Here is a 25,102-nt window from a genome sequence, read left to right as displayed (position 1 = left end):
AACACCTATCCTATGCCCAGTGAACCGGGAACTGATCTTCAGCGTCGGCGATCTGCTCTGCGCATTGCCCCTGGACGACGTCGTCGAGACCATCCGGCCGCTGCCGGTGCAGCCTGTCGCCGGCAGCGCCGACGCGCTCCTCGGCGTCGCCGTCATCCGCGGGCTGGCCGTGCCGGTCGTCGACACCGCACGCCTGCTCGGCGTCGACGCGCCACCCGCGCGGCGGTTCATCACCACGAACCCGGCGGGCGGGCCGCTCGCGTTCGCCGCCGGCGCCGTCGTCGGGGTTTGCGAGGTCGAGCCCGACGACAGCCGCCCGCTGCCCCCGATGCTCGGCGCTGACGCTGTGCGCCTGGTATCCGCCGTCGGCGTCCTCGACTCCCGCCCGCTGCTGTTCGTCCGGAGCGACGGAGGCGTCCGTGCCGCCGCGTGAGACCGACGCGGCGGGGCCGCCGATGCCGCCCGGGGCGGCCGCGGTGGCGGGGTCGGCGCCGTCCGGCGGGAGCGGGGCACCGGGATCGGCGGTGCCGTCCCGGGAAGCCACGGTGGCGGGATCGGCGACGTCGTCCCGGGAACTGGCCGTGCCGGGACTGCCGGGGCTGTCGGGGGCAGGGGCCGTGGCGAAAACGGCGGTGCCGCACCGGGGTGCCGCCGCACCGGGGTCGACCGACACCGTCCGGTGGCTCCGCGGCCTGCTCGCCGACCGGCTCGGTCTCGCCTTCGACGGTAGCAAGGACGCCTGGCTCGCCGACGTACTCCGGCAGCGCGCCGCCCAGCATGCCCTGTCCCAACGAGGCTATCTCGACCGGCTCGCCACCGCCTGGGGCACCGAACTCGCCGCGCTCGCCGAGGCCGTCACCGTCAGTGAAACCTACTTCTTCCGCAACATCGAGCAGTTCAACGCCCTCGCCGAGACGGTGCTGCCGGCCCGGCTGCGGGCCCGCGCGGCCCAGCGCCGGCTCAGCATGCTGTCCCTGGGCTGCGCCACGGGCGAGGAGGTCTACACGCTCGCCATGGTCGCCGCCGACCGAGTGCCGGAGTCGCGGTGGGAGCTGTCGATCGTCGGTGTCGACGTCAACCGGGGCGCGCTGCGCAAGGCGATGGCCGGACGGTACTCGTCGTGGTCGCTGCGCGAGACGCCCGAGGCGGCCCGGCAGCGCTGGTTCCGCCCGGCCGGCGACGGCGTCGAGGTCGACCCGCGGCTGCGCGGCCGCATCCGCTTCGTGGAGCACAACCTCGTCCACGACCACCCGGCCCTGTTCGCGCCGGACACCTACGACGTCGTCCTCTGCCGCAACGTCCTCATGTACCTCACCCCGGAAACCACGCGGGCGCTCCTCGGCCGGATCACGCGGGCGCTCGCCCCGGGCGGCTACCTGTTCCTGGGCCACACCGACTCGCTCGGCGGGCGGCCGGACGGCCTGCGGGTGCACCAGGCGCACCGCACGTTCTTCTACGAACGCGTCCCGCAGACCGGTGCCGGGGCGCGGCAGGCCATGACCCGGGCGCAGCCGGTCCGGCGGCACCGGGAGGTGGCGCTGGCGCTGCTGCGCGAGGAGCGGTTCGGCGCGGCGTTGCAGGCCGTCGACGCGGTGACCGGCGCCGAGGCGGACCGGCCCGACGTGTGGCTGATCCGCGCCGTGGCCCTGGCGCACCTCGGCGAGACGGGCCGGGCCGCCGAACTCTGCCGCCGGCTGCTGGAGCGCGACACGCTCTTCGCGGACGCGTACCACCTGCTCGCCGAGTGTCACGAGGGCGACGACAACCACGCCGCGGCCGCGGAGCACCACCGCATCGCCGCGCTGCTCGACCCGGCGTTCGCGATGCCGCGGCTGCGGCTGGGACTGCTCGCGCGCCGCGGCGGCGACCGCGCGGCGGCCGAAAGGGAACTGGACCGGGCGATGGACCTGCTGCGGCACGAGACCGACGAGCGCATCGCGCTGTTCGGCGGCGGCTTCGGCCGGACGGCCCTCGTCGCACTGTGCCGCGCCGAACTCGCGGCCGTGTCGTGAAGGGCGGTGTCATGACCAGCGACGTGCTCGCCACCCGGCTGACCGAGTTGCGGGAGGCGTTCGACCGGTCGTTCGCGGACCCGCCGCGGCAGCAGGTCGCCGGGCACGACGACCTGCTCGCGATCCGGGTCGGCGCCCAGCGGTACGCGCTGCGCCTCACCGAGGCGGCCGGCCTCTTCCCGGACCGGCCGGTGACCCGGCTGCCCGGGCCGCTGTCGGCGCTGCTCGGCGTGGCGGGGTTCCGCGGCGCGATCGTGCCCGTGTACGACCTCGCCGCCGTGTTCGGCCAGCCCGCCGCCGACGTGCCCGCACGGCGCTGGCTGGTGCTGGCGACCGGCACCCCGCCGGTGGCCCTGGCCTTCGACGAGCTCGACGGGCATCTGTGCGTGCCGCACGAACGGATCGTCGAGGAGGCGACCGGTCACGGCCCGCGCGGCTGCTTGCGGGGCATCGTTCCGCTCGACGGCGGCGCCCGGCCGATCGTCGACGTCGCGGCCGTCCGTGCGGCCATCCAGTCGTTCGCAGCGAACGGAGACCGATAGACATGCCACGACGATGGACCTTCGGCCGGAAGCTGGGCGCCGGCTTCGCCGTCACGGTGCTGCTGACCCTGCTCACCGGCGCCGTGTCGGCGCTCGCGCTCAACACGGTCGTGGACGGCAAGGACCGCGTCGTCGACGTCGGCCTGGAGGGGCTGGTCCAGGCACGGGAGCTGCGCATCGCCGTCGAGGCGAAGAACAGCGCCTACCGGGGCTTCCTGCTCACCGGTAACGAGGACAACATCGCGCAGATGAACCAGGCGCGCGCCGATTTCGCCGGCGCGGTGCAGCGCCTGCGCGTCGTCCTCGCCGGCAGCGAGGAGCGCCTGCTGGTCGACCGGGCCGTGCAGGCCGAGCAGCAGCACCAGGCGTCGCTCGACGCGGTCATCGCCGCGCGCCGCGGCGGCGCGACGATCGAGGCGATCAGCGGCCAGTTCCGCGACGTCGTCACCCCGCTGCGCGTGGCGATGACGAAGACGGTCGCCGACCTGAACGCGCTGCTGGAACGCGACCTCCGCGCCGGGCAGCGGTCCAGCTCGTCCCGCGCCACGGCGGCGACGGTCGTCGTCACGGGCATCTCGATCGCGGCGATCGTCTTCGGGGTGACGGCCGCGCTCGTGCTCCGGCGGGCGCTCACCCGGCAGGTCGCCGGCACCGTCGGGCACATCCGCAGCTCGTCGGCGCAGTTGGAGGCGTCCGCCGGCCAGCAGGCGACCGGCGCGCGCGAGCAGGCTACCGCGATGAGCGAGATCACCACGACGATCGAGGAGCTGCTCATCACGTCGCGGCAGATCGCCGAGGGTGCGCAACGGGTCGCGAAGATCGCCGAGGAGACCGCGGTGGCGGCCGGCTCCGGCGACGCGACCATCGAGGAGGCCCGTGCGTCGATCACCGCGATCCGCCAGCAGGTCGACCTCATCGTGCAGCACATGCTGGAGCTCGGGCAGCGGTCGCAGCAGATCGGCGGCGTCGTCGACCTCGTCTCGGAACTCGCCGAGCAGACCAACATCCTGGCCATCAACGCGACCATCGAGGCGTCCGGCGCCGGCGAGTGGGGCCGCCGCTTCGCCGTCGTCGCCGACGAGATCCGCAAGCTCGCCGACCGTACCGCCGCCTCGGCCAAGGAGATCCGGGCGCTCATCGACGACGTCCGGGGCGCGGTCAACACGACGGTGATGGCGACCGAGACCGGCGCGAAGGCGGTCGACGCCGGCACCCGGCAGTTCAACGCGGTCACGGCCTCGTTCCAGCAGATCGCCGACCTGGTGGCGAGCACCACCGAGTCGGCGCGGGAGATCGAGCTGTCGACCAAGCAGCAGACCACCGCCGTCGAACAGGTCAACGTCGCGGTCACCGACACCGCCCGGGTCACGCGGGAGAGCGAGACGAGCGCGGTGCAGACCCGCCAGACCGCCGCGCACCTCACCGGGCTGTCCACCTCGCTGCTGCGCCTCGTCGCGGCGGACACCGCGAGATGACCGAGGAGAAGGACCCGCTGCGGTACTTCCGGATCGAGTCCCGCGAGCTGCTCGACCAGATCAGCCGCGGCGTGCTCGACCTCCAGGGCGGCGATCCGGACGGCACGGGCCGCGAGGCGGTGGCGGCGCTGCTGCGGCATGCGCACACGCTCAAAGGCGCGGCCCGCGTCGTGCGGCAGCCCGGCATCGCCGAGGCCGCGCACGCCGTGGAGGAGATCCTGGTGCCGTACCGCGACGGCGCCGCCCCGGTGCCGCCGGACGCGGTGGCCCGCCTGCTGGCCCTGACCGACGAGATCGCGACCCACGTCAACGCACTCGAACCGGCCCGGGCGGCGGCACCGGCCGTGGCGTCCGCCGAGCCGATGCCGGTCCGCGCGGAGAGCGCCGACGTCGACGAACTCCTCGACGCCGTGGACGAGGCGCATGCCCGGTTCGCGCCGCTGCGCCGGCAGGCCGTGACCGTCGAGCGGGCCCGCCGGGCCGCCGAGGGCATCACCGAGCAGCTCCGCGCCTGCGGTCGTGAGCGGACGATGGTGATGGCCGTACGGCTCGCCGCCGACCTCACGGCACTCGGCAGGCAGCTCACCGAGACCGTCGAGCAGGTCGAGCGGGAGCTCGACGACATCCGCGGCCGGGCCGAGCGGCTGCGGCTGGTGCCGGTCGCCACCATCCTCACCTCGCTGCACCGGGCCGTCTACGACGCCGCCAGCACCGAGGGCAAGTCCGTCGTGTTCGAGAGCCACGGCGGGGACCTGCGGCTCGACCCCCACGTGCTCGGCCAGGCCGGCAACGCGCTGCTGCACGTCGTGCGCAACGCCGTCGCGCACGGCGTGGAGCCCGAGGCGGAGCGGCTCGCCGCCGGCAAGCGGGCACAGGCTCGGGTGACTGTCGACGTGCAGCGCCGGGGCCGGTACGCGGCCTTCCGGTGCCGCGACGACGGTCGCGGCTTCGACCTCGCCGCGGTCCGCCGCCAGGCGGAGCGGCGCGGGCTGGTCGCCGGTGGCGCGGAGGCGGACGTCCGGGAGCTCATGCGCCTGCTGATGCAGGGCGGGATCAGCACGTCGACGACGGTCACCGGGGTCTCCGGCCGGGGCATCGGCCTCGACGTGGTGCGCGACGTCGCCGAGCAGCTCGGCGGCGAGGTGTCGGTGGACACCGAGCCCGGGCGCGGCACGTCGGTCGAGCTGGTCGTGCCGCTGTCGCTCGTGTCGCTCACGGGGCTCGTCGTGCTCGCCGCCGGTACCGTCGCCGCGGTTCCTCTCGACACGGTCCGCACGTGCGTGCTGCTTCCGGCGGCGGAGGCCGCGACGGCCGCCGCGGCCGGTGCGCTGGCTCACGACGGGCATGTGGTCCCGTTCCTGCCGCTGGAGCGGGTCCTCGCCGGCGGGACCGGCCCGGCCGGCAACGGGGTCGCGGTGGTCCTGGCGCCGGGCGGCCAGCCGGTCGCCGTCGGTGTCGACCGGTTGCTCGGCACGTCGACGCTGATCGTGCGGCCGCTGCCCGAGCTGGCCCCGGCGAGCCCGGTGGTTAGCGGGCTGTCGATGGACGCGGAGGGCAACCCGCGGATCGTGCTCGACCCGCACGGGCTCGCCGCCGCGGCCGGGGCCGCCGACCCCGGCAGCCCCGAGCCGGCAGGCACGCCGCCACCGCGCGACCCGATCCTCATCGTCGACGACTCGCTCACCACCCGGATGCTGGAGCGCAGCATCCTGGAGTCGGCCGGCTACGCCGTCGAGCTCGCCGCGTCGGGGGAGGAGGCGCTCGAACGGGCCCGCCACCGGCGATACGCGCTGTTCCTCGTCGACATCGACATGCCGGGCATCGACGGGTTCACCTTCGTCGAGCAGACCCGCGCCGACCCGGCGCAGCGGGACGTGCCCGCGATCCTGGTTAGCTCCCGCGCCTCCGCCGAGGACCGGCGCCGGGGTGCCGCGGCGGGCGCCGGCGCGTACATGGTGAAGAGCGAGTTCGACCAGGAGGAGCTGCTCGCCCACATCCGCGCCCTCGCGGGTGACCCGTGATCCGGGTGCTGATCGTCGAGGACTCCGCCACGGTGCGGCAGTTCCTGCGCGAGGCGCTGACCGCCGCGGACGGGTTCGAGATCGTCGGCGAGGCGACCGACGGCGCGGCGGCGGTCTCGATGTGCCGGGACCTGCGTCCCGACGTCGTCACGATGGACGTGGGCCTGCCGGTGATGTCCGGGCTCGCCGCCACCGAGCAGATCATGGCCGTCCAGCCGACGCCGATCCTGGTGGTGTCCTCCGCCGACCGCCGGGAGCTGTTCACGACGTACGACGCCCTCGCCGCGGGCGCGGTCGACGTGCTGGAGAAGCCGCGCGGCGACGCCTCCGACGACACCTGGGGGCAGCGGCTGCGCACCACCGCCCGGATCGTCTCCCGGATCCGGGTGGTCACCAGGCGGCGTTCCGGGCCGGTCGCGCCCGCTCCGGAGCCGGCACCGGGCGGTGCCACGGTCCGCGCCGTCGTGATCGGCGCCTCGACCGGCGGGCCGGGCGCGATCGTCCGGGTGCTGCGCGGCCTGCCCGCCGGCTTCCCGATCCCGCTGCTGTACGTCCAGCACCTGGCCGCCAACGAGACGTTCGCCCAGGCGTTCACCGGCTGGCTCGCCGAGCAGACCGGCCGCGCCGTCACCTACGCCCGCGGCGGCGAGGCGCTGTCGGCGCTCGGCGGGCGGGTCGTCATGGCGCCGCCCGACCTGCACCTGTACGTCCGCGACGGTCACCTCCGGCTCAGCGCCGGCCCGGCGCGGCACTCGTGCCGACCGGCCGTCGACACGCTCTTCGAGTCGGTGGCCACGGAGCTCGGCCGCGCCGCCGCCGGCTGCCTGCTGACCGGCATGGGCCGCGACGGCGCCGCCGGCCTGCTCGCGATGCGCCGGGCCGGCGCCGTCACGTACGCGCAGGACGAGACCAGCAGCGTCGTCTACGGCATGCCCAGGGAGGCGGTGCTGCTCGGGGCGGCCGCGGAGGTGCTGCCGCCGGAGCAGATCGCGGACCGGCTGGCCGGCCTGGCCCAGGCCGGTCGTCCGCTCGAGGAGGGGGTCGGATGGCGAGCACGGTCCTGATCGTCGACGACAGCCTCACCGTCCGCATGGACCTGCACGAGGCGTTCGAGCAGGAAGGCTTCCGCACGGTCCTGTGCGCCGGCCACGCCGAGGCGCTCGCCGCGCTCGACCGCGAACAGTTCGACGTCGCGGTCCTCGACGTGCGGCTGCCCGACGGTGACGGCCTCGACCTGCTGCGCCGCCTGCGTGGCCACCGTCGGCACGCCGACGTGGCGGTCCTGCTGCTGTCCAGCGAGGCCGAGGTCCACGACCGGCTGCGCGGACTGCGCACCGGCGCCGACGAATACGTCGGCAAGCCGTACGACGCCGGCGCCGTCGTCGCCCGCAGCCGCGAGTTGCTGCACGCCACCGCACCGCCCGGCGACGCGCACCGGTCGGTCCTCGTCATCGACGACAGCCTCACGTTCCGCGAGGAGCTGCGCCGGGCGCTCACCGCGGAGGGCTACGAGGTGTTCACCGCCGCCAGCGGCGAGGAGGGCCTGCGGGTCGCCGCGGCCCGCCCGCCCGGCGCGATCATCGTCGACGGCGTGCTGCCCGGGATCGACGGCGCCACCGTCATCCGGCGGGTCCGGCTCGACGCCGCGCTGCGCAACGTGCCGTGCCTGCTGCTGACCGCCTCCGACGACTACACCACCGAGCTGCAGATCCTCGACGCCGGCGCCGACGCCTTCGTGCGCAAGCAGGAAGACCTGGCAGTCGTACTGGCGAAGCTCGCGGCCGTGCTGCGCAAGAGCGCCTCGGCCCTGCCGCTGCCCACGGCGGGGTCCCCGCTCGGGCCGGCGAAGGTGCTCCTCGTGGACGCCGACAGCGCGTACCTGGAGGCGATGAGCGGCCTGCTGCACGAGGACGGCTATGAGCCCGTCCTGGCGCGCTGCGCCGACGACGCCCTCGCCATGCTCGCCGTGCAGCCGGCCGACTGCACCATCATCGACCTGCACCTGCCGGAGATCGACGGCCGCGAGCTGTGCGACCGGATCCGGTCCGTGCCCGGGCTGCGCGACATGCCGATCATCGTCGTCGGTGTCGCGGACGCCCTCCTCGAATGCCTGGCCGCCGGCGCCGACGACTACGTCCGGCGCGCCGACGGTACCGGCACCCTGCGCGCGCACATCCGCGCCCACTTGCGCCGCCAGCAGTTGCACGACGAGAACCGCAGGATCCGCGACGAGCTGCTGCGCCGGGAGATGGAGGCGGCCGAGGAGCGTGCGGCGCGCAAGTACGCCGAGGCCCGCGCGCAGCTCGTGGAGGAGCTGGAGTGGCGCAACAAGGAGCTGGAGGCGTTCAGCGGCTCCGTCTCCCACGACCTGCGCTCACCGTTGCAGACCATCCTCAGCTACACCGAGCTGGTCATCCCGGAGGTCGACCCCGAGTCGGCGCAGCAGCTTCGGCGCGTCTACGCCGCGGCGCAGCGGATGAACGCGCTCGTCGACGCGCTGCTGCAGCTCGCACGCGCCAACCGCGGCCAGATCCGGCGCACCCGGGTCGACGTCACGGCGCTGGCCGAGGAGGTGGTGGAGGAGCTGCGCCAGCGTGACCCGGTCCGCGAGGTCGCGGTCACGGTGACCCCGGGCATGCGGGCCCCCTGCGACCCCGAACTCGTCCGCGCGGTGCTGGTCAACCTGGTCGGCAACGCGTGGAAGTTCACCACCCGCGCATCGGACCCGGCGATCGACATCGGCACCGCCCCGGCCGGCGACGAGGTGGCGTTCTACGTCCGGGACAACGGCGCCGGCTTCCCCACCGACCAGGCCGACCAGTTGTTCCGCCCGTTCGGCCGGCTGCACGACAGTCGCGACTACCCGGGCACCGGCATCGGCCTGACCACGGTCCAGCGCATCATCGACCGGCACGGCGGCAGGGTCTGGGCCGAGAGCGAGCCCGGCCGCGGCGCCACGTTCGCCTTCACGCTCCCGGAGCCGTAGCCGCGTCGCGCCCAGCAGACGCACCGGCGCGTCGTCGGCCGTGCCGCGGCGGATATGGTCGGGCCATGGAGACCCGGCGTCGCCCCGCGGCGCGCATCGTCTGCCTCGACCCGGCCGGCCGGGTCCTGCTGCTGCACTGGCGGGACCCGTCCGACGGCTCGTGGCTGTGGGAGCCGCCGGGCGGCGGCATCGACCCGGGTGAGACGCCGCTGGAGGCCGCACGCCGGGAGCTGGTCGAGGAGACCGGCCTCGACCCGGCGGCCGTCGAGGACCGGTGGGTCCCGGTCGAGCGGGACGTCCGCTGGAACGGCACGCGGTTCGTGGGGGAGGAGCGGTTCTTCCTGGCCCGGTTCGCGGCCGACCGCCCGGCCCTGGTCCGCACCGGTCTCCTGCCGGACGAGCAGGTCAACCTCCACGACCACGTCTGGGCCGGCCCGCAGGAGCTGGCCGCGCTGCCCGACCGCCTCGAGCCACCGGCCCTCGCCGCGGTCATCGCGGAGCTGGCCCCCGGCGGCGTCTGGTCGCGTTCGTAGCGGCCGCCCGCCGCTGGTCCTCGATGTGGGCCGAGCCACCCGCCGTCGCACTCACCCGCCGAACCGACCGGGAGCCGGGCTCCGGGTCGGTTCGGGGCGGTCCTACGCGTTGCGGGTGGTGTCGCCCTCGCCGGTGTGCTCCTGTGCGGCGTCGACACCCTTGGCTATCTGGTCGGCGTACTTGCCCCCGGTGCGCTTGTCGGCCTCCTCGCCGATCTTCTCCAACGCCTGGTCCACCTTCTCGTCGTGCTTGTCGGCGAGATCCTTCACCTTGTCGAAGAAGCTGTTCATCCCATCACCGTACCCGCCGGCCCGGCCGCGACGCCGAAGAAGTCGCCCCCCTTGCGCCTCATGTCGTCCGTGCCCCATGCCCGGTCCTCCGCGGTCACCTTCCGCAGGTGCGGGATGTGCTTGGCGCAGTGGATGTACGCCTCCTCGACGAACACGTTGACCCAGCGCTCCGGGCGGCGGCCGGGCACGGTGTCGACCGGCAGGTCCGGGAACGCCGCGCGCATCTCGGCGTCGTCCACGACGGTCGCGTGACCGTTGACGTGCAGGCCGATCCGGTCCCGGACGAAGTCGACGAAGATGAGCCCGACGTTGGGGTTCTCGACGACGTTGCCGACGCTCGCCATGACACCGTTGCCGCGGTACTCCGGCCAGGCCACCCGCTCGCTCGACAACACCCGCACGAACCCGGGCGGCCCGGCGCGAAACGTGCAGTCGCAGTGCCCGAGCGCGTCCGCCGTCGCGACGAACATCATCTCCTGCCGCCCGACGAACTCCGCCATGGTGTCGTTGAGCGCGGGCAGGACCTGTTGCCGGTAGAACCGATCGGCCCGCTCCACGGTCCCGGCCCGCGCCTGCATCAGGCGTTCGCCCGCCGACCCCGGCAGATGTACTTCACGTGTCCCCACGCCGCCTCCCCAACGCACGAGAGAGCACAGGCTGACACGCACCCGGCGGGCACGTGTCGCACACACTGTGCGGTCTCGGCCGCCGCACGGCGAAACCGGTGGCCGGCATGGACCGGGCGTAGCAGGTACACCGTCCGGAGGCGGTCCGGGCGGAGCGGTCGCGGCCGCCCGCACCGGCCGTCGCCGGGCGGGGTCTCGTCGGGCGGGGTCTCGTCGGGTCGGTCTCGCCGGGCGGGTGATGCTCGTCGCCGCGGACCTCATCGCCGGGTCAGCAGCACCCGTGCGGTGAGGTTGCGGGTCCTGATGCCCAGGCGGGTCTTCGGGACGATGAGGGATGCGGCGCGGCCGGCGAAACGCTGCTTCGGCGCGGTGCGGGTGCGGTGCTCCGTCTCGTAGCGGCGGAACGCGGCCGTGTGGCCGGGCTCGGACGCCAGCGCGTCGGCCAGGGTCTTGGCGCCCGCGATCGCCATGCTGGAACCCTCGCCGAAGAGGGAGACGCACGACGCCGCGTCGCCGACCAGGGCCACCCTGCCGCGCGACCACGAGGCCAGGCGGACGCGGCTGACGCTGTCGAAGTACAGCTCCGGGGTCTCGCGGACCTTGTCGAGCAGCTCGGGGACCCGCCAGCCGGCGTGCCCGTAGGCCGCGAGCAGGACGCGCCGGTGCTGCTCGGTGTCGCGGTGGTCGAAGTCCCGGGCGGCGGGACCGCGGAAGATGAACGCCAGCAGCGCGTCGCCCCGCGACGGGTGGATCGACACCAGGCGGCCGGGGATGTTGTACATCAGCACGTCCGTGGAACGGGCCCGCTCGCCGGCCGGCAGCGTCGCCACGAACACGCCGAGATGCCTGACGAAGTCGTGCTCCGGGCCGAACGCCAGGCCGCGGACCGTGGAGTGCAGGCCGTCGGCGCCGACGACCAGGTCGAACCGCTCCTGGATGCCGCTCGTGAACGTCACCGCCACGCCGCCGGCATCCTGGTCCAGGGCGGCGATCGTGTCGCCGAACCGGAACTCGGCGTGGTCCTTCGCGGCCTCGAACAGCACACGTGCCAGGTCGGCCCGCGGGATCTCGATATCGTCCGGGTTCGTGCTCAGCGAGATGCGGGCCAGCGGGCGGCCGGTGCCGTCGACCAGTCGTATCGCGGTGGCGCGGGTGGCGTGCTCCCGCAGCCGTGGCACGACCCCCATGGCGGCCGCGACCGGGAGGGCGGGGCCGCGCACGTCGACCGGGTTGCCGCTGGAGCGCTGCCCCCGCGCGCGCTCCACGACTGTGGGCCGCAGGCCGCGGCGGGCCAGCCAGTAGGCGAGGGTCGGGCCGGCGACGCCCGCGCCGGAGATGAGCACCGTCTTCGTCATGCCATCAAGCTAACTGCACTGAGTGCGAAACTGCAATGAGTGCAGATTTGCATCGGATGCGGTACGCTCACCGGCGTGTCCTTGCGCGAACGGAAACGGGAACGGACCCGGCAGGCGTTGATCGCCGCCGCGGTGGAGTTGTTCGAGCGCGACGGGTATGAGCGCACGACCGTCGCGGACATCGCCGCCGCGGCGGAGATCGGGACCCGGACGTTCTTCAGCTACTTCGCCAGCAAGGAGGAGTTGCTCTTCCCGGAGGGTGCCGCCCGGATCGCCGCGGCGGTCCACGCCATCGAGACCCGCGCGCCGCACGAGGGGCCGGCGGAGGTGCTGCTGCGGGCCCTCCACCGGGCCGGTGCCGACAGCGACGACCTGACCGGCCGGCTCGCGGCGCTGCGGCTGCGGCTCGTGCGCGAGGTGCCGGCCGTGCGAGGCCGTGCGCTGCAGCTCCAGCTCGACGCCCAGCAGGAGATCGCGGCCCGCCTGGCGGAGGCGTTCCCCGACCGGCTCGACCGGGTGGGCGCCGCGGCGCTCACCGGCGCGTTCGTGGGCGCCGTCACCGGGGCGCTGCGGGTACTGCTCGCCGAGGGCGGTGCCGAGAATCCGGCCGCGGTCCGAGCGGCACTCGAACGCGCCACCGACGTCGCCCTCACCCCCTGGCTGCGCGCCGGACACGGGTAACCCCCCGCCCCCGCCCCGGCCTCGCCCCCGGCCCGCCTCGGCCCGGCCCGCCTCGCCCCGCCTCGGCCCGGCCCGCCTCGCCCCGCCTCGGCCCGGCCCGCCTCGCCCCGCCTCGGCCCGGCCCGGCCCCGGCCCGGCCCCGGCCCGGCCTCGCCCCGGCCTCGCCCCGGCCCCGGCCCGGCCCCGGCCCGGCCCCGGCCCGGCCCCGGCCCGGCCTCGGCCCGGCCTCGCCCCGGCCCGGCCTCGCCTCGCCCCGGCCCGCCCCGGCCCGCCCCGGCGCCGCGTTGCGCCGCATCGCGCGTTGATCTTGCAGTTGTGGTGCCTGACAAACCGGGCATTCAGGGAGTGTCCTGGCACCACAACTGCAAGATCAACGCAGGGGCCGGGGCCGGGGCGGGGCCGTGGCCCGGGGCGGGGGCGGGGCGAGGGAAGGTGGGCGGGGCGAGGGCGGGGCGGGGGAAGGCGGGCGGGGGCGGGGGGACAGGCGATAGGTTGAAGCATGGGGATGCTCGGGCGGCTGACCGGATACGCACACGGCGGGGGATGCGCGTGCAAGATTCCGCCCGGGGAGCTCGAAGCGGTCGTCGCCGGTCTCGTCGGTGCCGAGCCGCCGGCCGGGCCTGGAGAGCTGCTCGTCGGGCTCGACGACGGTGACGACGCCGCCGTCGTCGGCATCGCGAACGGGACGGCGGTCGTGGCGACGGCGGACTTCTTCACCCCCGTCGTCGACGACGCCTACGACTGGGGGCGCATCGCGGCGGCCAACGCGTTCTCGGACGTGTACGCGATGGGCGGCCGGCCCGTCGTCGCCGTCAACCTGCTGGCCTGGCCGCGGGAGGTGCTGCCGATGAGCCTCGCCGCGGAGGTGCTGCGCGGAGGCCTCGACGTCGCGCGCGAGGCGGGCTGTCACGTCGCGGGCGGGCACTCCGTCGACGACCCCGAGCCGAAGTACGGCATGGCGGTCACCGGCCTCGCCGACCCCGACCGGCTGCTGCGCAACGACCGCGGCCGGCCCGGGCTGCCGCTGACGCTCACCAAGCCGCTCGGCATCGGCGTGCTGAACAGCCGGCACAAGGCCACCGGTGACATCTTCCCGCAGGCCGTCGAGGTCATGACCACGCTCAACCGGGCGGCGTCCGAGGCCGCCGTCGCCGCGGGCGCCGAGTGCGCCACCGACGTCACCGGCTTCGGCCTTCTCGGGCACCTGCACAAGCTGGCTCGCGCCAGCGGCGTGACCGCGGTCGTCGACGCGGCCGCCGTGCCCTACCTCGACGACGCCCGCAAGGCGCTCGCCGACGGGTACGTCAGCGGCGGCACCCGCCGCAACCTGGACTGGGTCCGCCCGCACGCCGACGTCGGCGCCACGCCGGAGGACGAGCTGCTGCTCCTCGCCGACGCGCAGACGTCCGGCGGCCTGCTCGTGGCCGGTGAGCTGCCGGGCCACCCGGTCGTGGGTGAGCTGATCCCCTGGGACGGCGTGACCCTGCGCGTCCGCTGAGCGGCCGGGCGAACCACGGCGTCACGGCCTGGCGCGGCGCTTCTGCGGCTCCACCACGTACCGGGGGTCCTTCGTGGACTCGACGCCAGCTTCGAACACCCCGAAGCGGGTCGCCAGCGAGCCGGCGAGCAGCGCCGCCCCGGACAGCGCCGACACCACCCGGCTGCGTCGCCCGAGCAGTGCCCCCGCCGCGCCGGCGACGTTGAGCGCCCGTGCGGCGCGCAGCAGCCGGCCCGCCCGCCCGGTCCGGTAGGGCTCGCTGAGCAGCCCGTGCGCCGTCTCGATCCGGTGCGTGGCGGCGAGGTCCAGCGCGACGCCGGCGACCGCCATGCCGCGCGCCGGCCCGCTCTCCCGCACCGGCGCCCCGATGAGCCCCACCGCGGCACCGCTGGCCAGTGCGCTGCCGGCGAAGGCGAACGGCAGGTCCGGGTAGGCCTGGTGCCACGACGGCGCGGCCGTGTCCGCGATGAGGACCGCCGTGTAGGTGGCCAGGCCGGGCGCGAGGACGGCGGCGCCGACGCCGGCGGCGCGTCCCGCGGCTCGTGCCACCCGGCCGAGCCGGCTGAACCGGCCGGACCGGCGGTGCGGTGCGGTCTCGGTGACGGCGGCCAGCCCGGCGGCGCCGCCGAACGCGGTCAGGATCCAGGTGCCGACGGACATCGGTGAGGTTGGTTTGGCTACCCGGAGCATGTGGTGGAAGCGTTGCGGGCGGCCGAGGTCGTTGATGAGGAAGTAGGTGCCGGCGCCGACCGCGGCGAGTGTGACCGCTCGGGCCGTGCGCCGGGTTGCCGGGCGGCCGGTCAGGTCGGCGCCGGCGGCGAGCAGTGCGCTGCCGGCGGCGAGGCCGCCGGTGAAGAGGTAGGCGGGGATGTCGTGCCGCCAGACGGGCGGTTTGAGGATCGGCCGGCCGTAGTACGAGCGGAAGTCGGCGGGCGGGACCTGGACGTCCTGGCCGCCGTGCTGCCGGCGGGGGCCGCGGGGCTTCACGGGCGTCGTCCCAGGAACGACACGGCGACCGCGGCGGCCATGGTCAGCGCGGCCAGCCCGGCGTGTTTCCACATCGCCGGCAGGTCTCGTGTCGTGACCACCGGGTCCGGGGGCAGGCCGTACACTTCGGGCTCGTCGAGCAGCAGGAAGAACGCGCCTTGGCCGCCGACCCCGTCGGACTCGTCGTGGCCGTAGAGGCGGGCCTTGGGGTCGTTCAGCGCGTCGAGCCGGGCCTCGGCCCGTTCCCGCAGCTCGTCGAGCGGTCCGAACTGGATCGACTCGGTCGGGCAGGCCGTCGCGCAGGCCGGGGCGAGGCCGTCGCGGGTCCGGTCGTAGCACATCGTGCACTTCCAGGCGCGCCCGTCGCCCTTGCGCTGGTCGATCACGCCGTACGGGCAGGCCGGGATGCAGTAGCCACAGCCGTTGCAGATGTCGGCCTGGACGACGACGGTGCCGAACTCGGTGCGGAACAGCGATCCGGTCGGGCACACGTCGAGGCAGGCCGCGTGGGTGCAGTGTTTGCAGACGTCCGACATCATCAGCCAGCGCAAGTCGCCGGAGCCGTCGGAGCCGCCGGGGGACGCCGGCGGTTGCTCGATGAACGCGACGTGCCGCCACGAGTTCGCGTCGAGTTGGCCGGTGTTGTCGAACGACATGCCCAGCAGGTCGAACCCGTCGGCGGGGACGGCGTTCCACTCCTTGCAGGCCACCTCGCACGCCTTGCAACCGATGCAGACGCTGGTGTCGGTGAAGAAGCCAACACGGGTCACAGCCCGGCCCTCCGGTTGTAGTCCTCGACGAGTGCCCGCAGCGCCGCGCCGCGCGGGCGACGGCCCGGCCGGATGTCGCACGTGCCCACTTTGCTCTCCTGGATCAGCACGTTGGGGTCGAGGGTGATGCCGATGAGGTCGTTCGCCGAGTCGCCGGTCGTCAGGCCGCTCGTGCCCCAGTGGTACGGCAGCCAGATCTGGTGGACCCGGCGACCGTCGAGCCGCAGCGGCCGGAGCCGCTCGGTGATCAGCACCCGCGCCTCGACGCACGCCCGGGCGGTGACGACGTGCGCCCAGCCGAGGTGCGCCAGGCCCCGCTCGGCGGCGAGGGCGGGGGAGACCTCGACGAACATCGCCGGCTGCAATTCCGAGAGATAATCGAGCGTGCGGCTCATGCCGCCGGCGGTGTGGTGCTCGGTCAGGCGGCTCGTGGTGAAGACGTACGGGAAGACGCCGCTGTCCGTCGGGTGGACCGGGTTCTCCGACCGCTGGTACCGCTTGCGGGTCGGGTTCGCCTGCTGCCCGTACAGCGGGTTCGGCACCGGCGACTCGGCCGGCTCGTAGTGCGTCGGCAGCGGCCCGTCGACCAGGCCGCTCGGTACGAACAGCCAGCCCTTCCCGTCGCTCTGCATGATGAACGGGTCGTCCCCGGCCAGCGCCGCGGGCCCGCTCGCGCCGTCCGGCGGCCGGTACGCCGGCGGTTTCGTCTTCTCGAAATCGGGCACGTCCGGCCCGGTCCACTCGCCCTTGTCGGGGTCCCAGAAGACGTATCGCTTTCGCTCGCTCCAGGGCCGGCCCTCGGGGTCGGCGGAGGCGCGGTTGTAGAGCATGCGGCGGTTCGCCGGCCACGCCCAGCCCCACTCGAGGCCGATCGGGTCGGACGGCCCGGCCGGGGTGCGCCGCGCGGCCTGGTTGACGCCGCCCGCGTAGACCCCGGAATAGATCCAGCAGCCGGCGGCGGTGGACCCGTCGTCCTTGAGCTCGGTGAAGCCCGACACCGGCGTGCCGGTGGCCACGTCGAAGCCGTTGATCTCCCGCAGTACCGCCGCCGCCGACGGCTCGTCGTGGGCACCTTCCGTCGGGTAGTCCCAGGCCAGGTCCAGCAGGGCGCGGTCCCGCGGCAGCGCGGAGTCCGCCAGCCGCCGCCTGAGCCGGCGGCCGAGGTGGTAGAAGAACCACAGCTCGGAGCGGCAGTCGCCGGGCGGGTCGACGGCCTTCTCCCGCCACTGCAACAGCCGCTGCGTCTGCGTGAACGTGCCCTCCTTCTCCACGTGCGAGGCGGCGGGCAGGAAGAACACCTCGGTCGCGCACTCCTCGGGCACGATCTCGCCGGTCTCGACCTCCGGGGAGTCCCTCCAGAAGGTGGCGCTCTCGATCTCGTACAGGTCGCGCACGACGAGCCAGTCGAGCTTGGCCATGCCGAGCCGCTGGGCGCGGCCGTGCGCCGAGCCGACGGCCGGGTTCTGGCCGAGCAGGAAGTACCCCTTGACCTTGCCGTCGATCATGTCGAGCACGGTCTGGTAGGTGCCGTGGTCGCCGGTCAGCCGGGGCAGGTGCCCGTAGCAGTAGTCGTTGTCCGCGGTCGCGGCGTCCCCGAAGTACGCCTTCAGGAGGCTGACGGCGTAGGACCTGGCGTTGCCCCAGAAGCCCTTCTGCCCGGGGTGGCGGATCGCGTCGACCCACTCGTCGAACGTGTCGTGCCTGCCCCGCTGCGGCATCGGCAGGTATCCCGGCAGGAGGTTGAACAGCGTCGGGATGTCGGTGGAGCCCTGGATGCTCGCGTGCCCGCGCAGCGCCATGACGCCTCCGCCGGGGCGGCCCATGTTGCCGAGCAGGAGCTGGATGATGGCGCCGGTGCGGATGTACTGCACCCCGACCGAGTGCTGGGTCCAGCCGACCGAGTACACCAGGGCGGTCGTGCGCTCCCGGCCGGAGTTGCGCGTCCACGCCTCGCAGACCTTCGCGAACTGCTCGGGCGGCACGCCGCACACCTGCTCCACGACCTCGGGCGTGTACCGGGCGAAGTGCCGCTTCAGGACCTGGTACACGCACCGCGGGTGCCGCAGCGTCTCGTCCCGCTGCGTGTCGGCCGGCACCGGCGGGCCGTGCGACTCGTGCCGCAGGCCACCGGCCGTCTCCCGCATCTCGTGCGTGTGCTGCGGATCCTCGGCATGCCCCGCGTACTGCCAGCTCCGCGGGTCGTACGCGCCGGTCCGTGGATCGAAGCCGGAGAACAGCCCGTCGAGATCCTCGGCGCCGCGGAAGTCCTCGCGCAGGATCGTGGCCGCGTTGGTGTACGCGACGACGTACTCCCGGAAGTCGAGCTCGTTGCTCAGGATGTGGTTGACCACACCACCGAGGAACGCGATGTCCGACCCGGCCCGGATCGGCACGAACATGTCGGCGACGGCGCTGGTGCGCGTGAACCTGGGATCGACGTGGATGACCGTCGCACCGCGGGCCTTGGCCTCCATCACCCACTGGAAGCCGACCGGGTGCGCCTCGGCCATGTTCGAGCCCTGGATCACGATGCAGTCAGCGTTGGCCAGGTCCTGCTGGAATCCCGTGGCGCCGCCGCGACCGAAGCTGGTCCCCAGACCGGGGACGGTGGAGGAGTGTCAAATCCGGGCCTGGTTCTCGATCTGCAGCGCGCCGGCGGCCGTGAACAGCTTCTTGATGAGGTAGTTCTCTTCGTTGTCGAGCGTCGCGCCGCCGAGGCTCGCGATGCCGAGCGTGCGGTTGAGCGGCCGGCCGTCCTCGTCGCGGTCCTGCCACGTCTCCTCGCGGGCCTTGAGCACCCGGTCGGCGATCATGTCCAGCGCGGTCTCGAGGTCGAGGTCCTCCCACCCGGTCCCGTAGGGCCGGCGGTACCGCACCCTGGTCTGCCGCAGCGGGCTGGTGACGAGACTCTTGCTCGCCGACCCCTTCGGGCACAGCCGGCCGCGCGAGATCGGGCTGTCCGGGTCACCCTCGATCTGGGTGACCCTGCCGTCCTTGACGAACACCCGCTGGCCGCAGCCGACCGCGCAGTAGGGACAGACCGATCTGGCGACGGTGTCCGCCTGTGTCGTACGGGCGGTGAGCGCGTCGGTGCGCGACGACCGGGCAGCGTCGCCACGACCCGTGGGGTCGGAGCCGGTCAACTGCCGGTAGACAGGCCACCGCCGAAGCCACTCCATGCCCTGAACTCTAGGCTCTGCGGCGACGGCCCGCTCGGCACGTCGCCATGCTCGGATCATGTTCTCCGCCGCCCCGGCGCTCGCGGCGGCGGATCATGGTCGGGTCGGTGTGGTGGGGAGCGCCTCCAGCGTGAAGTACTCCTTGAGCCAGGGCACCAGCGTCCGGTAGGCCACGACGGTGTCGGGCTGGCCGTTGTCGTGCGACAGCACGATCGAGCCCTCGCGGACGTGCTGTTTCACCTCGCGGATGACCCGCTGGATGTGGGCCGCGTGGTCGGCGTCGGGATTGTGGTCCCAGTCCCGCGGGTCGACGTCCCAGTAGATCGACGCCATGCCGAGCTCCCGCGCCTTGGCGACCAGCTCCGGCGTGAAGTTGCCGCCGGGCGCGCGGAAGTACCTGATCGGCACGTCCGCGCCGACCGCGGCATGGATCATGTCGTTGGTGTGGCGGAGATCCCAGTCGACGTAGGCCGGGTCCTTCTTCGCCAGGTTGAGCAGGTGCTGCCACGAATGGTTGCACAGCGCGTGGCCGTCGGCGACGATCTGCCGCACCAGCTCGGGATGGTCGCGCACCCGGAAGCCGACCATGCAGAAGGTCGCCTTCACGCCGTTGTCCCGCAGCACCTTGAGGATCGCCGGGGTGTTGACCGGGTCGGGGCCGTCGTCGAACGTCAGCGCGACCGCGGTGCCTCCGGTGAACCGCTCCGACGCGCCGGGGCCGTGACCGCTGCCCGGCGGCCGCACCACGAAGCCGCCCTCGGCGGTCCGCGCGCCGCTCGACGGCGACGGCTTCGGCGACGTCGGCCGGTCGGAGGGCGACGCCGGCGCGCTGGGCGAGCGCGTCGCCGACGGGCTCGGTGGCGCCGCGGCGGCGGGCGAGGCCGGGGTGCCGGTGGCCGACGGGCTCGCGCGCTGCGAGACATGGTTGTCGGCGCAGGCGGTCGACCCCAGCAGCGCCACAACCGCCATGATTCGCAGCGCGAGCGCTGTCCTGCGTCGAATCACCTCGGATCTCCCTAATCCGGCCAACCGGCATCTATTCGCGCGGCCACGCTAGCGGAATCGGACCGAATCGTGAACCCCGTTCGGCGTGCCGTGTCCGACGGTGACCACGACGTCACGCGCGTCGGGCGTCACCGTAGAGTTGCACGGTGACCAGGCAGGTGCCCGTGGAACTGCTCGCGCACCTGCGGCGCGCCCGCGACCACATCGATCGCAACTACCAGACGCCGCTGGACCTCGCGCAGGTCGCCGCCGTCGCCGCCGTCTCGAAGTACCACTTCGTGCGCTGCTTCGAGGCGACCTACGGCGAGACACCGATGCGCTACCTGACCCGCCGCCGCATCGAGCGGGCGCAGGACCTGCTGCGCTCGGCCAACCTGACGGTAACCGAGATCTGCATGATCGTCGGGTTTACCAGTATGGGCTCATTCTCGGCGCGGTTCACGAAGCTGGTGGGTGAGAGCCCGATCGCCTACCGCAACCGGTGGGCCGCCAAGGGTGAGGCGCACGTGCCCGGCTGCTGGCTGTTCATGTGCGGGGTCCTGCGGACGCCGGAGCGCAATTTTGGAGAAGGCGCCGCCGGTGACGGCGCGTAACGTCAGCGCCATGATTACGAACATCTCGCTGGTCACCGTCTACTGCCTCGACCAGGACGCCACCCGCGACTTCTACGTCGGCGTGCTCGGCTTCGAGCCCGGCACCGACGTCACGATGGGTGAGGGGTTCCGCTGGGTCACCGTCCGGCATCCCGAGCAGCCGGAGATCGAGGTCACGCTGATGACGCCCGGCCCGCCGCTCGACGACGACGCGGCCGCGTTCGTGCGCCGCCAGCTCGAGAAGGGCTCCATGGGCGGGCTCGGCCTGCGCGTCGACGACTGCCGCAAGACCTACGAGGAGCTCACCGCCAAGGGCGTCACGTTCCTGCAGGAGCCGTCCGAGCGGCCGTACGGGGTGGAGGCGGTCATGCGGGACAACACCGGCAACTGGCTGGTCCTGGTCGAGTCGCGGGCCTTCCGGCCGGAGGGCGCCGAGTAGCCGGCGACCCCGCCCTCCCCCTCGTGCGTTGATCTTGCAGTTGTGGTGCCTGACAAACCCGGACATTGTGGGAGTGTCCCGGCACCACAACTGCAAGATCAACGCGCAAAGTGGGGTGCGGGGGGTGCGGGGGTGGGGGTCCAGGCGGTGGTTGCGGCCCATTCCTCGGCGGCCGCTGCCACCAGGTCGACCACCGGATCCTTCACGTCCGTGTAGACGTCCGGGTCGGTGACCGCGGCGGCGAGGGCGGTCTTGAAGGCGCTGTAGGCCGCCACCGCGTCCGGTCGGTCCCGGAACCAGTCGCGGAACAGCAGCGCCAGCCGCTCGTTCGGCGAGCCCACGAGCCGGACGTGCAGGTGGACCGGCTCGTCGCCGGTGCGGGACCAGTAGCGCTTGCGCCACCGGCCGGGGGAGTCGGCGCGGCCCGCCGGGACGTGGTCGTGCTCGTACGGCTTCCGGAACAGGCCCAGCCCGGCCAGCGGCGCGTCGAACGCGGCGACGGCCTCGTCGAGGTCGGCGACGCTCACCTGGAGGTCGTAGACGGCCTTGGCGGCCATCCCCGGGATCGACGTGCTGCCGATGTGCTCGATCCGCAGCGCGAGCGGGCCGAGCGCGCCGTGCAGCTCCGCGATCAGCTCGGCCGCCCGGATCCGCCAGGTCGCGTCCGGTGCGGCGATGGTGACGGACACTACGCGCTCTCCCTCTTGGCTCGCGCTCTCCGCTTGCCCTCGTGCATCGCCTGGACCCGGGGGATCGGGATCGTGTGCCCCTCCGCGACCAGGTCGTCCGGGAGCCGCTGCGGCGCCGGCATGGCGGCCGCCCACGGGTCGGCGTCGCCCAGCAGCCCCGGTGCGGTGTGGACGGTGAAGTCGGCGGGACGCACGTCGTCGAGGTCGTCCCACGACAGCGGGAACGACACCGGCGTGCCGGGCCGCAGCCGCGGGCTGTACGCCGACACCACCGTCGCGCCGCCGACGCGGGTCGGGTCGAGGAAGACCTTGCCCTGCCGGTCGTCGCGGATGAACGCGGTCGTGGCGAGCCGCGGGTCGAGCCGCTCGGCCCGCGCGGCGACCGCCCGGGTCGCGCCCGCGACGTCGTCCATCGGCGCGTGACCGTCGATCGGCACGAACACGTGCAGACCCTTGGCCCCGCTGGTCTTCACCGCGCTGTCCAGCCCGGCGTCGGTGAGCACCTTGCGGATCAGCCGCGCCGCCGCGACGGCGAGCCCGAACTCCTCGGGGGACGGCGGGTCGAGGTCCAGGACCATGTGCGTGGTGTGCGCCCAGTCGTCGGCCCGCACGAGCGTCGGGTGGTACTCGACCGCCCGCTGGTTGCCGAACCACAGCAGGGTGCGGCGGTCGTTGCACAGCGCGTAGGTGACGTCACGCTTCGAGCTCTCCGCCCACATGCTGACCGTGGACACCCAGTCCGGCGTGTACTTTGGGACGTTCTTCTGCATGAACGACTCCTGGCCGCGCATGATCCGCACGACGGACAGCGGCCGGTCGCGCAGCGCCGGGATGATGCGGTCGTGGACGGCGTCGAGGTAGTCGACCAGGTCGCGCTTGGTCGCCCCGGCGCCGTCGAACAGCGGCTGGTCCAGGTTGGTGAGGGCGACCCCGTCGCGCTCCTCGTCGGCCTTGCTCACCGTCGCACCGTACCAACCGGGCCACCGTTCCCCGGTCCCGTCGGTGCCTCGGCCGCGCCCGCCGCGATCCGCCGCCACGCCGCTCGACCCCATGAGCATGGGAAAGATGTGGCTGCCCCGACAGCCGGATCCATCCCATGATCATGGGGTCGAGCGGCCCGGAACGCGCCGGACCCGGGGCCGCGGCGACCGCGCTGCTCACGACGCTGCGGCAGGAGGGCTCAGCCGACGACGCGCAGTGACGCCAGGCGCCAGGTCCCGGGGTCGGGCAGGCGGCGGACCTCCTCGCCCGGTGCCGGCGCCAGGTCCGGGAACCGGCGCAGGACCGCGCTGAGCGCCAGCTCGGTCTGCACCCGGGCCAGCGGCGCGCCGAGGCAGAAGTGCGGGCCGTGCGCGTAGCCGAGATGGCCGGTCGCGACCCGGCGCAGGTCGAGGGCATCCGGGTCGTCGAACACCCGCGGGTCGCGGTTGGCGGACAGGATCGACACGGTGACCGGGTCGCCCTTCGGGATCGGGACACCGTCCAGGTGCACGTCCTGCTGCGCGTACCGCGGGATGGTCAGCAACTGGGGACCGCACCACCGGGTCAGCTCCTCCACCGCCTGCGGCATGAGCGCCGGCACCGCGCGCAGCTCGGCGAGCTGAGCGGGATGCTCGAGCAGGGCCGCGACCGCGTTGGCGATGAGGTTCGCCGGGACCTGACCGGCGAGCACCAGGTGCCAGACCAGCGTGACCCGCTCGGTCTCGGTGAGCTCCCCGCCGAACCGCGCGCCGACCTTCGCGGCGTCGTCGATGATGGCCGGGATCGCCTCGGCGAACGCCTTGCCGTCCCCACCGGCGACGGCCGCGCCGTACACCCGCCACCGTGGCCGGTCCGCGGGCGGGACGCCGATCAGCTCACAGATCACCTCCATCGGCAGTGGTGTCGCGAAGTCCCGCAGGAGGTCGACCTCCTGGTCCCGCACCGCCTCGTCCAGCAGGCGCTCGACGATCGCCGCGATCCGCGGGCGCATCGCCTCGGCCTCCCGCGGGCTGAACGAGGGCGCCACCAGTCGGCGCAGGCGCTGGTGCTCCGCGCCCTCCATCTCCTGCATCGTGCGCAGGTACGGCCGGTAGCGCTCCGGCACGTCCGGCCGCTGCTGGTAGCTCGCCGCGCTGAGCGCGAACCGTGGATCGGTGAGGACCGTCCGCGCCTCGGCGTGGCGCAGCACCACCCACATCGGCCCGAGGCGAGCGACGGGCGCCTCCTCGCGGGCCCGCCGATACGCGGCGACCGGGTCGTCGAGCACGTCGCTGAACTCCACAGATACTCCAATCAGATGTTCTCATCATCTGAGTGGTGACGGTATCCTGTGTCCGTGGTTCAAGCAACGGAGGACTTCGAGGACGGCGCCGCGTGGTGCGGCTGACCCGGGCCGAGGCGCAGGAGCGCAACCGGGCCCGCGTGCTCGCGGCGGCCCGCGCCGAGTTCGCCGAGCGCGGCTTCCGCGAGGCGAAGATCGACACGATCGCGGAGCGGGCCGAGTTGACCCGCGGCGCCGTGTACTCGAATTTTCCCGGCAAGCGGGCGCTGTACTTCGCGGTGCTCGCCGACGACGCCGCCGCCGTGCCCGTGCCGCCGCCCGCCCGGTCGGCTACCGTCGCGGACGCTCTCGGTGCGCTGGCCCGGGCCTGGGTCGCCCGCCTGCCGCTGGCCACCGACGCCGACGAGCCGGCGTGGCTCGGGGTCGACCTGGTCCCGGAGGTCATCGCCGACGATCGCGTCCGCCGGCCGTACGCTCAGTTGAAGCGCCTCGACGCGATCGTCCTCGGGCTCGCGCTGGAGCGGCTCGGGCGCCGGCCCCGTCAGGTCCGCCTCGCCGAGACCGCGCTCACCCTGCTGCACGGCAGCGGTCAGCTCGCCGCCGCTGCGCCCGGCTTCGGCGAGCCGTTCAACGTCGTGCGCGCCTGCGAGCAACTCGCCGACCTCGACCTCGACGACCACTGGCCCCTGCCGCCGCTGGTGGCCCCGGTCCGCGCGGCCGGCGCGCCGTGGCAGCCACCGTCCGCCGTCGACGAGCTGCGCGGGACCCCGGCCGGGCCGCACGACGGCGTCGTGGCCGTGCTCGGCCTGCACCGGCTGTCCGCGGTCGAGGAGGCGATCCGCGCCGGCGTCGAGGTCACCGCGGTCCTGGTGACGGGCCAGCCCGACGAGCTGGCCGCGCTCGCCCGGCTCTCCCTGGCCGAGCTGCGCAACAAGCTGCGGCACGCCGTCCCGCCGGAGGCCTGGCCCCGGCTGCGGCTCGTCGTCGACGAGACCGGCGCCGTGGCCGCGGCGGCCGGCGTCGACGCGGTCAGCGACGCGACCGAGACCGCGGTGCGGGTCGAGCACGGCCGGGTCGTGGCCCGCGCCGACGGCTGGGGCGCCTGCCACGCCGCCGCGACCTACCGCGCGTAGTCCCCGGCGGTCAGCTCCGCGCGC

General features: G+C 74.0%; 23 protein-coding genes. 13 read left to right on the top strand and 10 right to left on the bottom strand.

The window, feature by feature from the left end; translation table 11 throughout:
- The first annotated feature begins 19 nt into the window (after positions 1 to 19).
- From Drose_RS21290 to Drose_RS21255, 8 genes are all read left to right on the top strand, one after another.
- Positions 20 to 433: a chemotaxis protein CheW gene (locus Drose_RS21290; RefSeq protein ID WP_260723048.1), complete on the top strand. Its 414-nt coding sequence runs from the start codon at positions 20 to 22 to the stop codon at positions 431 to 433.
- Positions 420 to 2,012 (top strand): CheR family methyltransferase, encoded by a 1,593-nt coding sequence (locus tag Drose_RS21285; RefSeq protein WP_260723047.1) that lies wholly within the window; start codon positions 420 to 422, stop codon positions 2,010 to 2,012. Before Drose_RS21290 ends, Drose_RS21285 begins: the two co-directional genes overlap by 14 nt.
- Before the next feature lie 11 nt (positions 2,013 to 2,023).
- Positions 2,024 to 2,554 carry a chemotaxis protein CheW gene (locus Drose_RS21280; protein ID WP_260723046.1) on the top strand — a complete coding sequence of 177 codons (531 nt, stop codon included), beginning with the start codon at positions 2,024 to 2,026 and terminating at the stop codon, positions 2,552 to 2,554.
- A gap of 2 nt (positions 2,555 to 2,556) precedes the next feature.
- Positions 2,557 to 4,029 (top strand): methyl-accepting chemotaxis protein, encoded by a 1,473-nt coding sequence (locus Drose_RS21275; RefSeq protein ID WP_260723045.1) that lies wholly within the window; start codon positions 2,557 to 2,559, stop codon positions 4,027 to 4,029.
- Positions 4,026 to 6,050 carry a hybrid sensor histidine kinase/response regulator gene (locus Drose_RS21270; protein ID WP_260723044.1) on the top strand — a complete coding sequence of 675 codons (2,025 nt, stop codon included), beginning with the start codon at positions 4,026 to 4,028 and terminating at the stop codon, positions 6,048 to 6,050. The genes Drose_RS21275 and Drose_RS21270 overlap by 4 nt, the downstream gene beginning before the upstream one ends.
- Positions 6,047 to 7,114 carry a chemotaxis-specific protein-glutamate methyltransferase CheB gene (cheB, locus tag Drose_RS21265; protein WP_260723043.1) on the top strand — a complete coding sequence of 356 codons (1,068 nt, stop codon included), beginning with the start codon at positions 6,047 to 6,049 and terminating at the stop codon, positions 7,112 to 7,114. The genes Drose_RS21270 and cheB overlap by 4 nt, the downstream gene beginning before the upstream one ends.
- Positions 7,096 to 9,036, top strand: a complete 1,941-nt coding sequence (locus Drose_RS21260; protein ID WP_260723042.1) for a response regulator — start codon at positions 7,096 to 7,098, stop codon at positions 9,034 to 9,036. The genes cheB and Drose_RS21260 overlap by 19 nt, the downstream gene beginning before the upstream one ends.
- 65 nt (positions 9,037 to 9,101) lie before the next feature.
- Positions 9,102 to 9,569: an NUDIX hydrolase gene (locus Drose_RS21255; protein ID WP_260723041.1), complete on the top strand. Its 468-nt coding sequence runs from the start codon at positions 9,102 to 9,104 to the stop codon at positions 9,567 to 9,569.
- Between the two features lie 102 nt (positions 9,570 to 9,671).
- Here the strand turns inward: Drose_RS21255 and Drose_RS21250 are convergent, their stop codons facing one another.
- From Drose_RS21250 to Drose_RS21240, 3 genes are all read right to left on the bottom strand, one after another.
- The gene (locus tag Drose_RS21250; RefSeq protein ID WP_260723040.1) at positions 9,672 to 9,860 is read right to left on the bottom strand and encodes an antitoxin; all 189 of its coding nucleotides are present in this window, start codon (positions 9,858 to 9,860) and stop codon (positions 9,672 to 9,674) included.
- Positions 9,857 to 10,486, bottom strand: coding sequence for a pyridoxamine 5'-phosphate oxidase family protein (locus tag Drose_RS21245; protein ID WP_260723039.1), 630 nt, complete (start codon positions 10,484 to 10,486; stop codon positions 9,857 to 9,859). Before Drose_RS21245 ends, Drose_RS21250 begins: the two co-directional genes overlap by 4 nt.
- 257 nt (positions 10,487 to 10,743) lie before the next feature.
- Positions 10,744 to 11,841, bottom strand: a complete 1,098-nt coding sequence (locus Drose_RS21240) for an FAD-dependent monooxygenase (protein ID WP_260723038.1) — start codon at positions 11,839 to 11,841, stop codon at positions 10,744 to 10,746.
- A 75-nt stretch (positions 11,842 to 11,916) separates the two neighbouring features.
- Between Drose_RS21240 and Drose_RS21235 the strand changes: the two genes are divergently transcribed.
- Positions 11,917 to 12,522, top strand: a complete 606-nt coding sequence (locus Drose_RS21235; protein WP_260723037.1) for a TetR/AcrR family transcriptional regulator — start codon at positions 11,917 to 11,919, stop codon at positions 12,520 to 12,522.
- A gap of 499 nt (positions 12,523 to 13,021) precedes the next feature.
- Positions 13,022 to 14,020 carry a selenide, water dikinase SelD gene (gene selD, locus Drose_RS21230; protein WP_390891218.1) on the top strand — a complete coding sequence of 333 codons (999 nt, stop codon included), beginning with the start codon at positions 13,022 to 13,024 and terminating at the stop codon, positions 14,018 to 14,020.
- Between the two features lie 21 nt (positions 14,021 to 14,041).
- Here the strand turns inward: selD and nrfD are convergent, their stop codons facing one another.
- The 4 genes from nrfD to Drose_RS21210 all read right to left on the bottom strand — a co-directional run bounded on the left by nrfD (position 14,042) and on the right by Drose_RS21210 (position 19,961).
- On the bottom strand, positions 14,042 to 15,007 hold the full coding sequence (gene nrfD, locus Drose_RS21225) for an NrfD/PsrC family molybdoenzyme membrane anchor subunit (RefSeq protein WP_260723036.1): 966 nt from the start codon (positions 15,005 to 15,007) through the stop codon (positions 14,042 to 14,044).
- Positions 15,004 to 15,777 carry a 4Fe-4S dicluster domain-containing protein gene (locus Drose_RS21220; protein WP_260723035.1) on the bottom strand — a complete coding sequence of 258 codons (774 nt, stop codon included), beginning with the start codon at positions 15,775 to 15,777 and terminating at the stop codon, positions 15,004 to 15,006. The genes nrfD and Drose_RS21220 overlap by 4 nt, the downstream gene beginning before the upstream one ends.
- Entirely contained in the window at positions 15,774 to 18,956 is a 3,183-nt protein-coding gene (gene fdh, locus Drose_RS21215) for a formate dehydrogenase (protein WP_260723034.1), read from the bottom strand. The genes Drose_RS21220 and fdh overlap by 4 nt, the downstream gene beginning before the upstream one ends.
- Before the next feature lie 93 nt (positions 18,957 to 19,049).
- A complete protein-coding gene (locus Drose_RS21210; RefSeq protein ID WP_260723033.1) occupies positions 19,050 to 19,961 on the bottom strand; it encodes a polysaccharide deacetylase family protein in 912 nt (303 codons plus the stop codon).
- A 146-nt stretch (positions 19,962 to 20,107) separates the two neighbouring features.
- Between Drose_RS21210 and Drose_RS21205 the strand changes: the two genes are divergently transcribed.
- A complete protein-coding gene (locus tag Drose_RS21205) occupies positions 20,108 to 20,554 on the top strand; it encodes a helix-turn-helix transcriptional regulator (RefSeq protein ID WP_260723032.1) in 447 nt (148 codons plus the stop codon).
- A 10-nt stretch (positions 20,555 to 20,564) separates the two neighbouring features.
- On the top strand, positions 20,565 to 20,993 hold the full coding sequence (locus Drose_RS21200; RefSeq protein WP_260723031.1) for a VOC family protein: 429 nt from the start codon (positions 20,565 to 20,567) through the stop codon (positions 20,991 to 20,993).
- A 98-nt stretch (positions 20,994 to 21,091) separates the two neighbouring features.
- On the opposite strand, the gene Drose_RS21195 is transcribed toward Drose_RS21200, so the two are convergent.
- The 3 genes from Drose_RS21195 to Drose_RS21185 all read right to left on the bottom strand — a co-directional run bounded on the left by Drose_RS21195 (position 21,092) and on the right by Drose_RS21185 (position 23,945).
- Positions 21,092 to 21,682: a GrpB family protein gene (locus Drose_RS21195; RefSeq protein WP_260723030.1), complete on the bottom strand. Its 591-nt coding sequence runs from the start codon at positions 21,680 to 21,682 to the stop codon at positions 21,092 to 21,094.
- Positions 21,682 to 22,641 carry a non-homologous end-joining DNA ligase gene (gene ligD, locus Drose_RS21190; RefSeq protein WP_260723029.1) on the bottom strand — a complete coding sequence of 320 codons (960 nt, stop codon included), beginning with the start codon at positions 22,639 to 22,641 and terminating at the stop codon, positions 21,682 to 21,684. Before ligD ends, Drose_RS21195 begins: the two co-directional genes overlap by 1 nt.
- A 221-nt stretch (positions 22,642 to 22,862) precedes the next feature.
- Positions 22,863 to 23,945 carry a cytochrome P450 gene (locus Drose_RS21185; protein ID WP_260723028.1) on the bottom strand — a complete coding sequence of 361 codons (1,083 nt, stop codon included), beginning with the start codon at positions 23,943 to 23,945 and terminating at the stop codon, positions 22,863 to 22,865.
- 92 nt (positions 23,946 to 24,037) lie between these two features.
- Between Drose_RS21185 and Drose_RS21180 the strand changes: the two genes are divergently transcribed.
- Positions 24,038 to 25,078: a TetR/AcrR family transcriptional regulator gene (locus tag Drose_RS21180; protein WP_260723027.1), complete on the top strand. Its 1,041-nt coding sequence runs from the start codon at positions 24,038 to 24,040 to the stop codon at positions 25,076 to 25,078.
- Positions 25,079 to 25,102 lie beyond the last annotated feature (24 nt).

This window comes from Dactylosporangium roseum (assembly GCF_025264685.1).
Classification (GTDB): Bacteria; Actinomycetota; Actinomycetes; order Mycobacteriales; family Micromonosporaceae; genus Dactylosporangium; species Dactylosporangium roseum.
The sequence above is the reverse complement of the archived record's forward strand: the minus strand, read 5'-3'. Positions and strand labels throughout refer to the sequence as shown.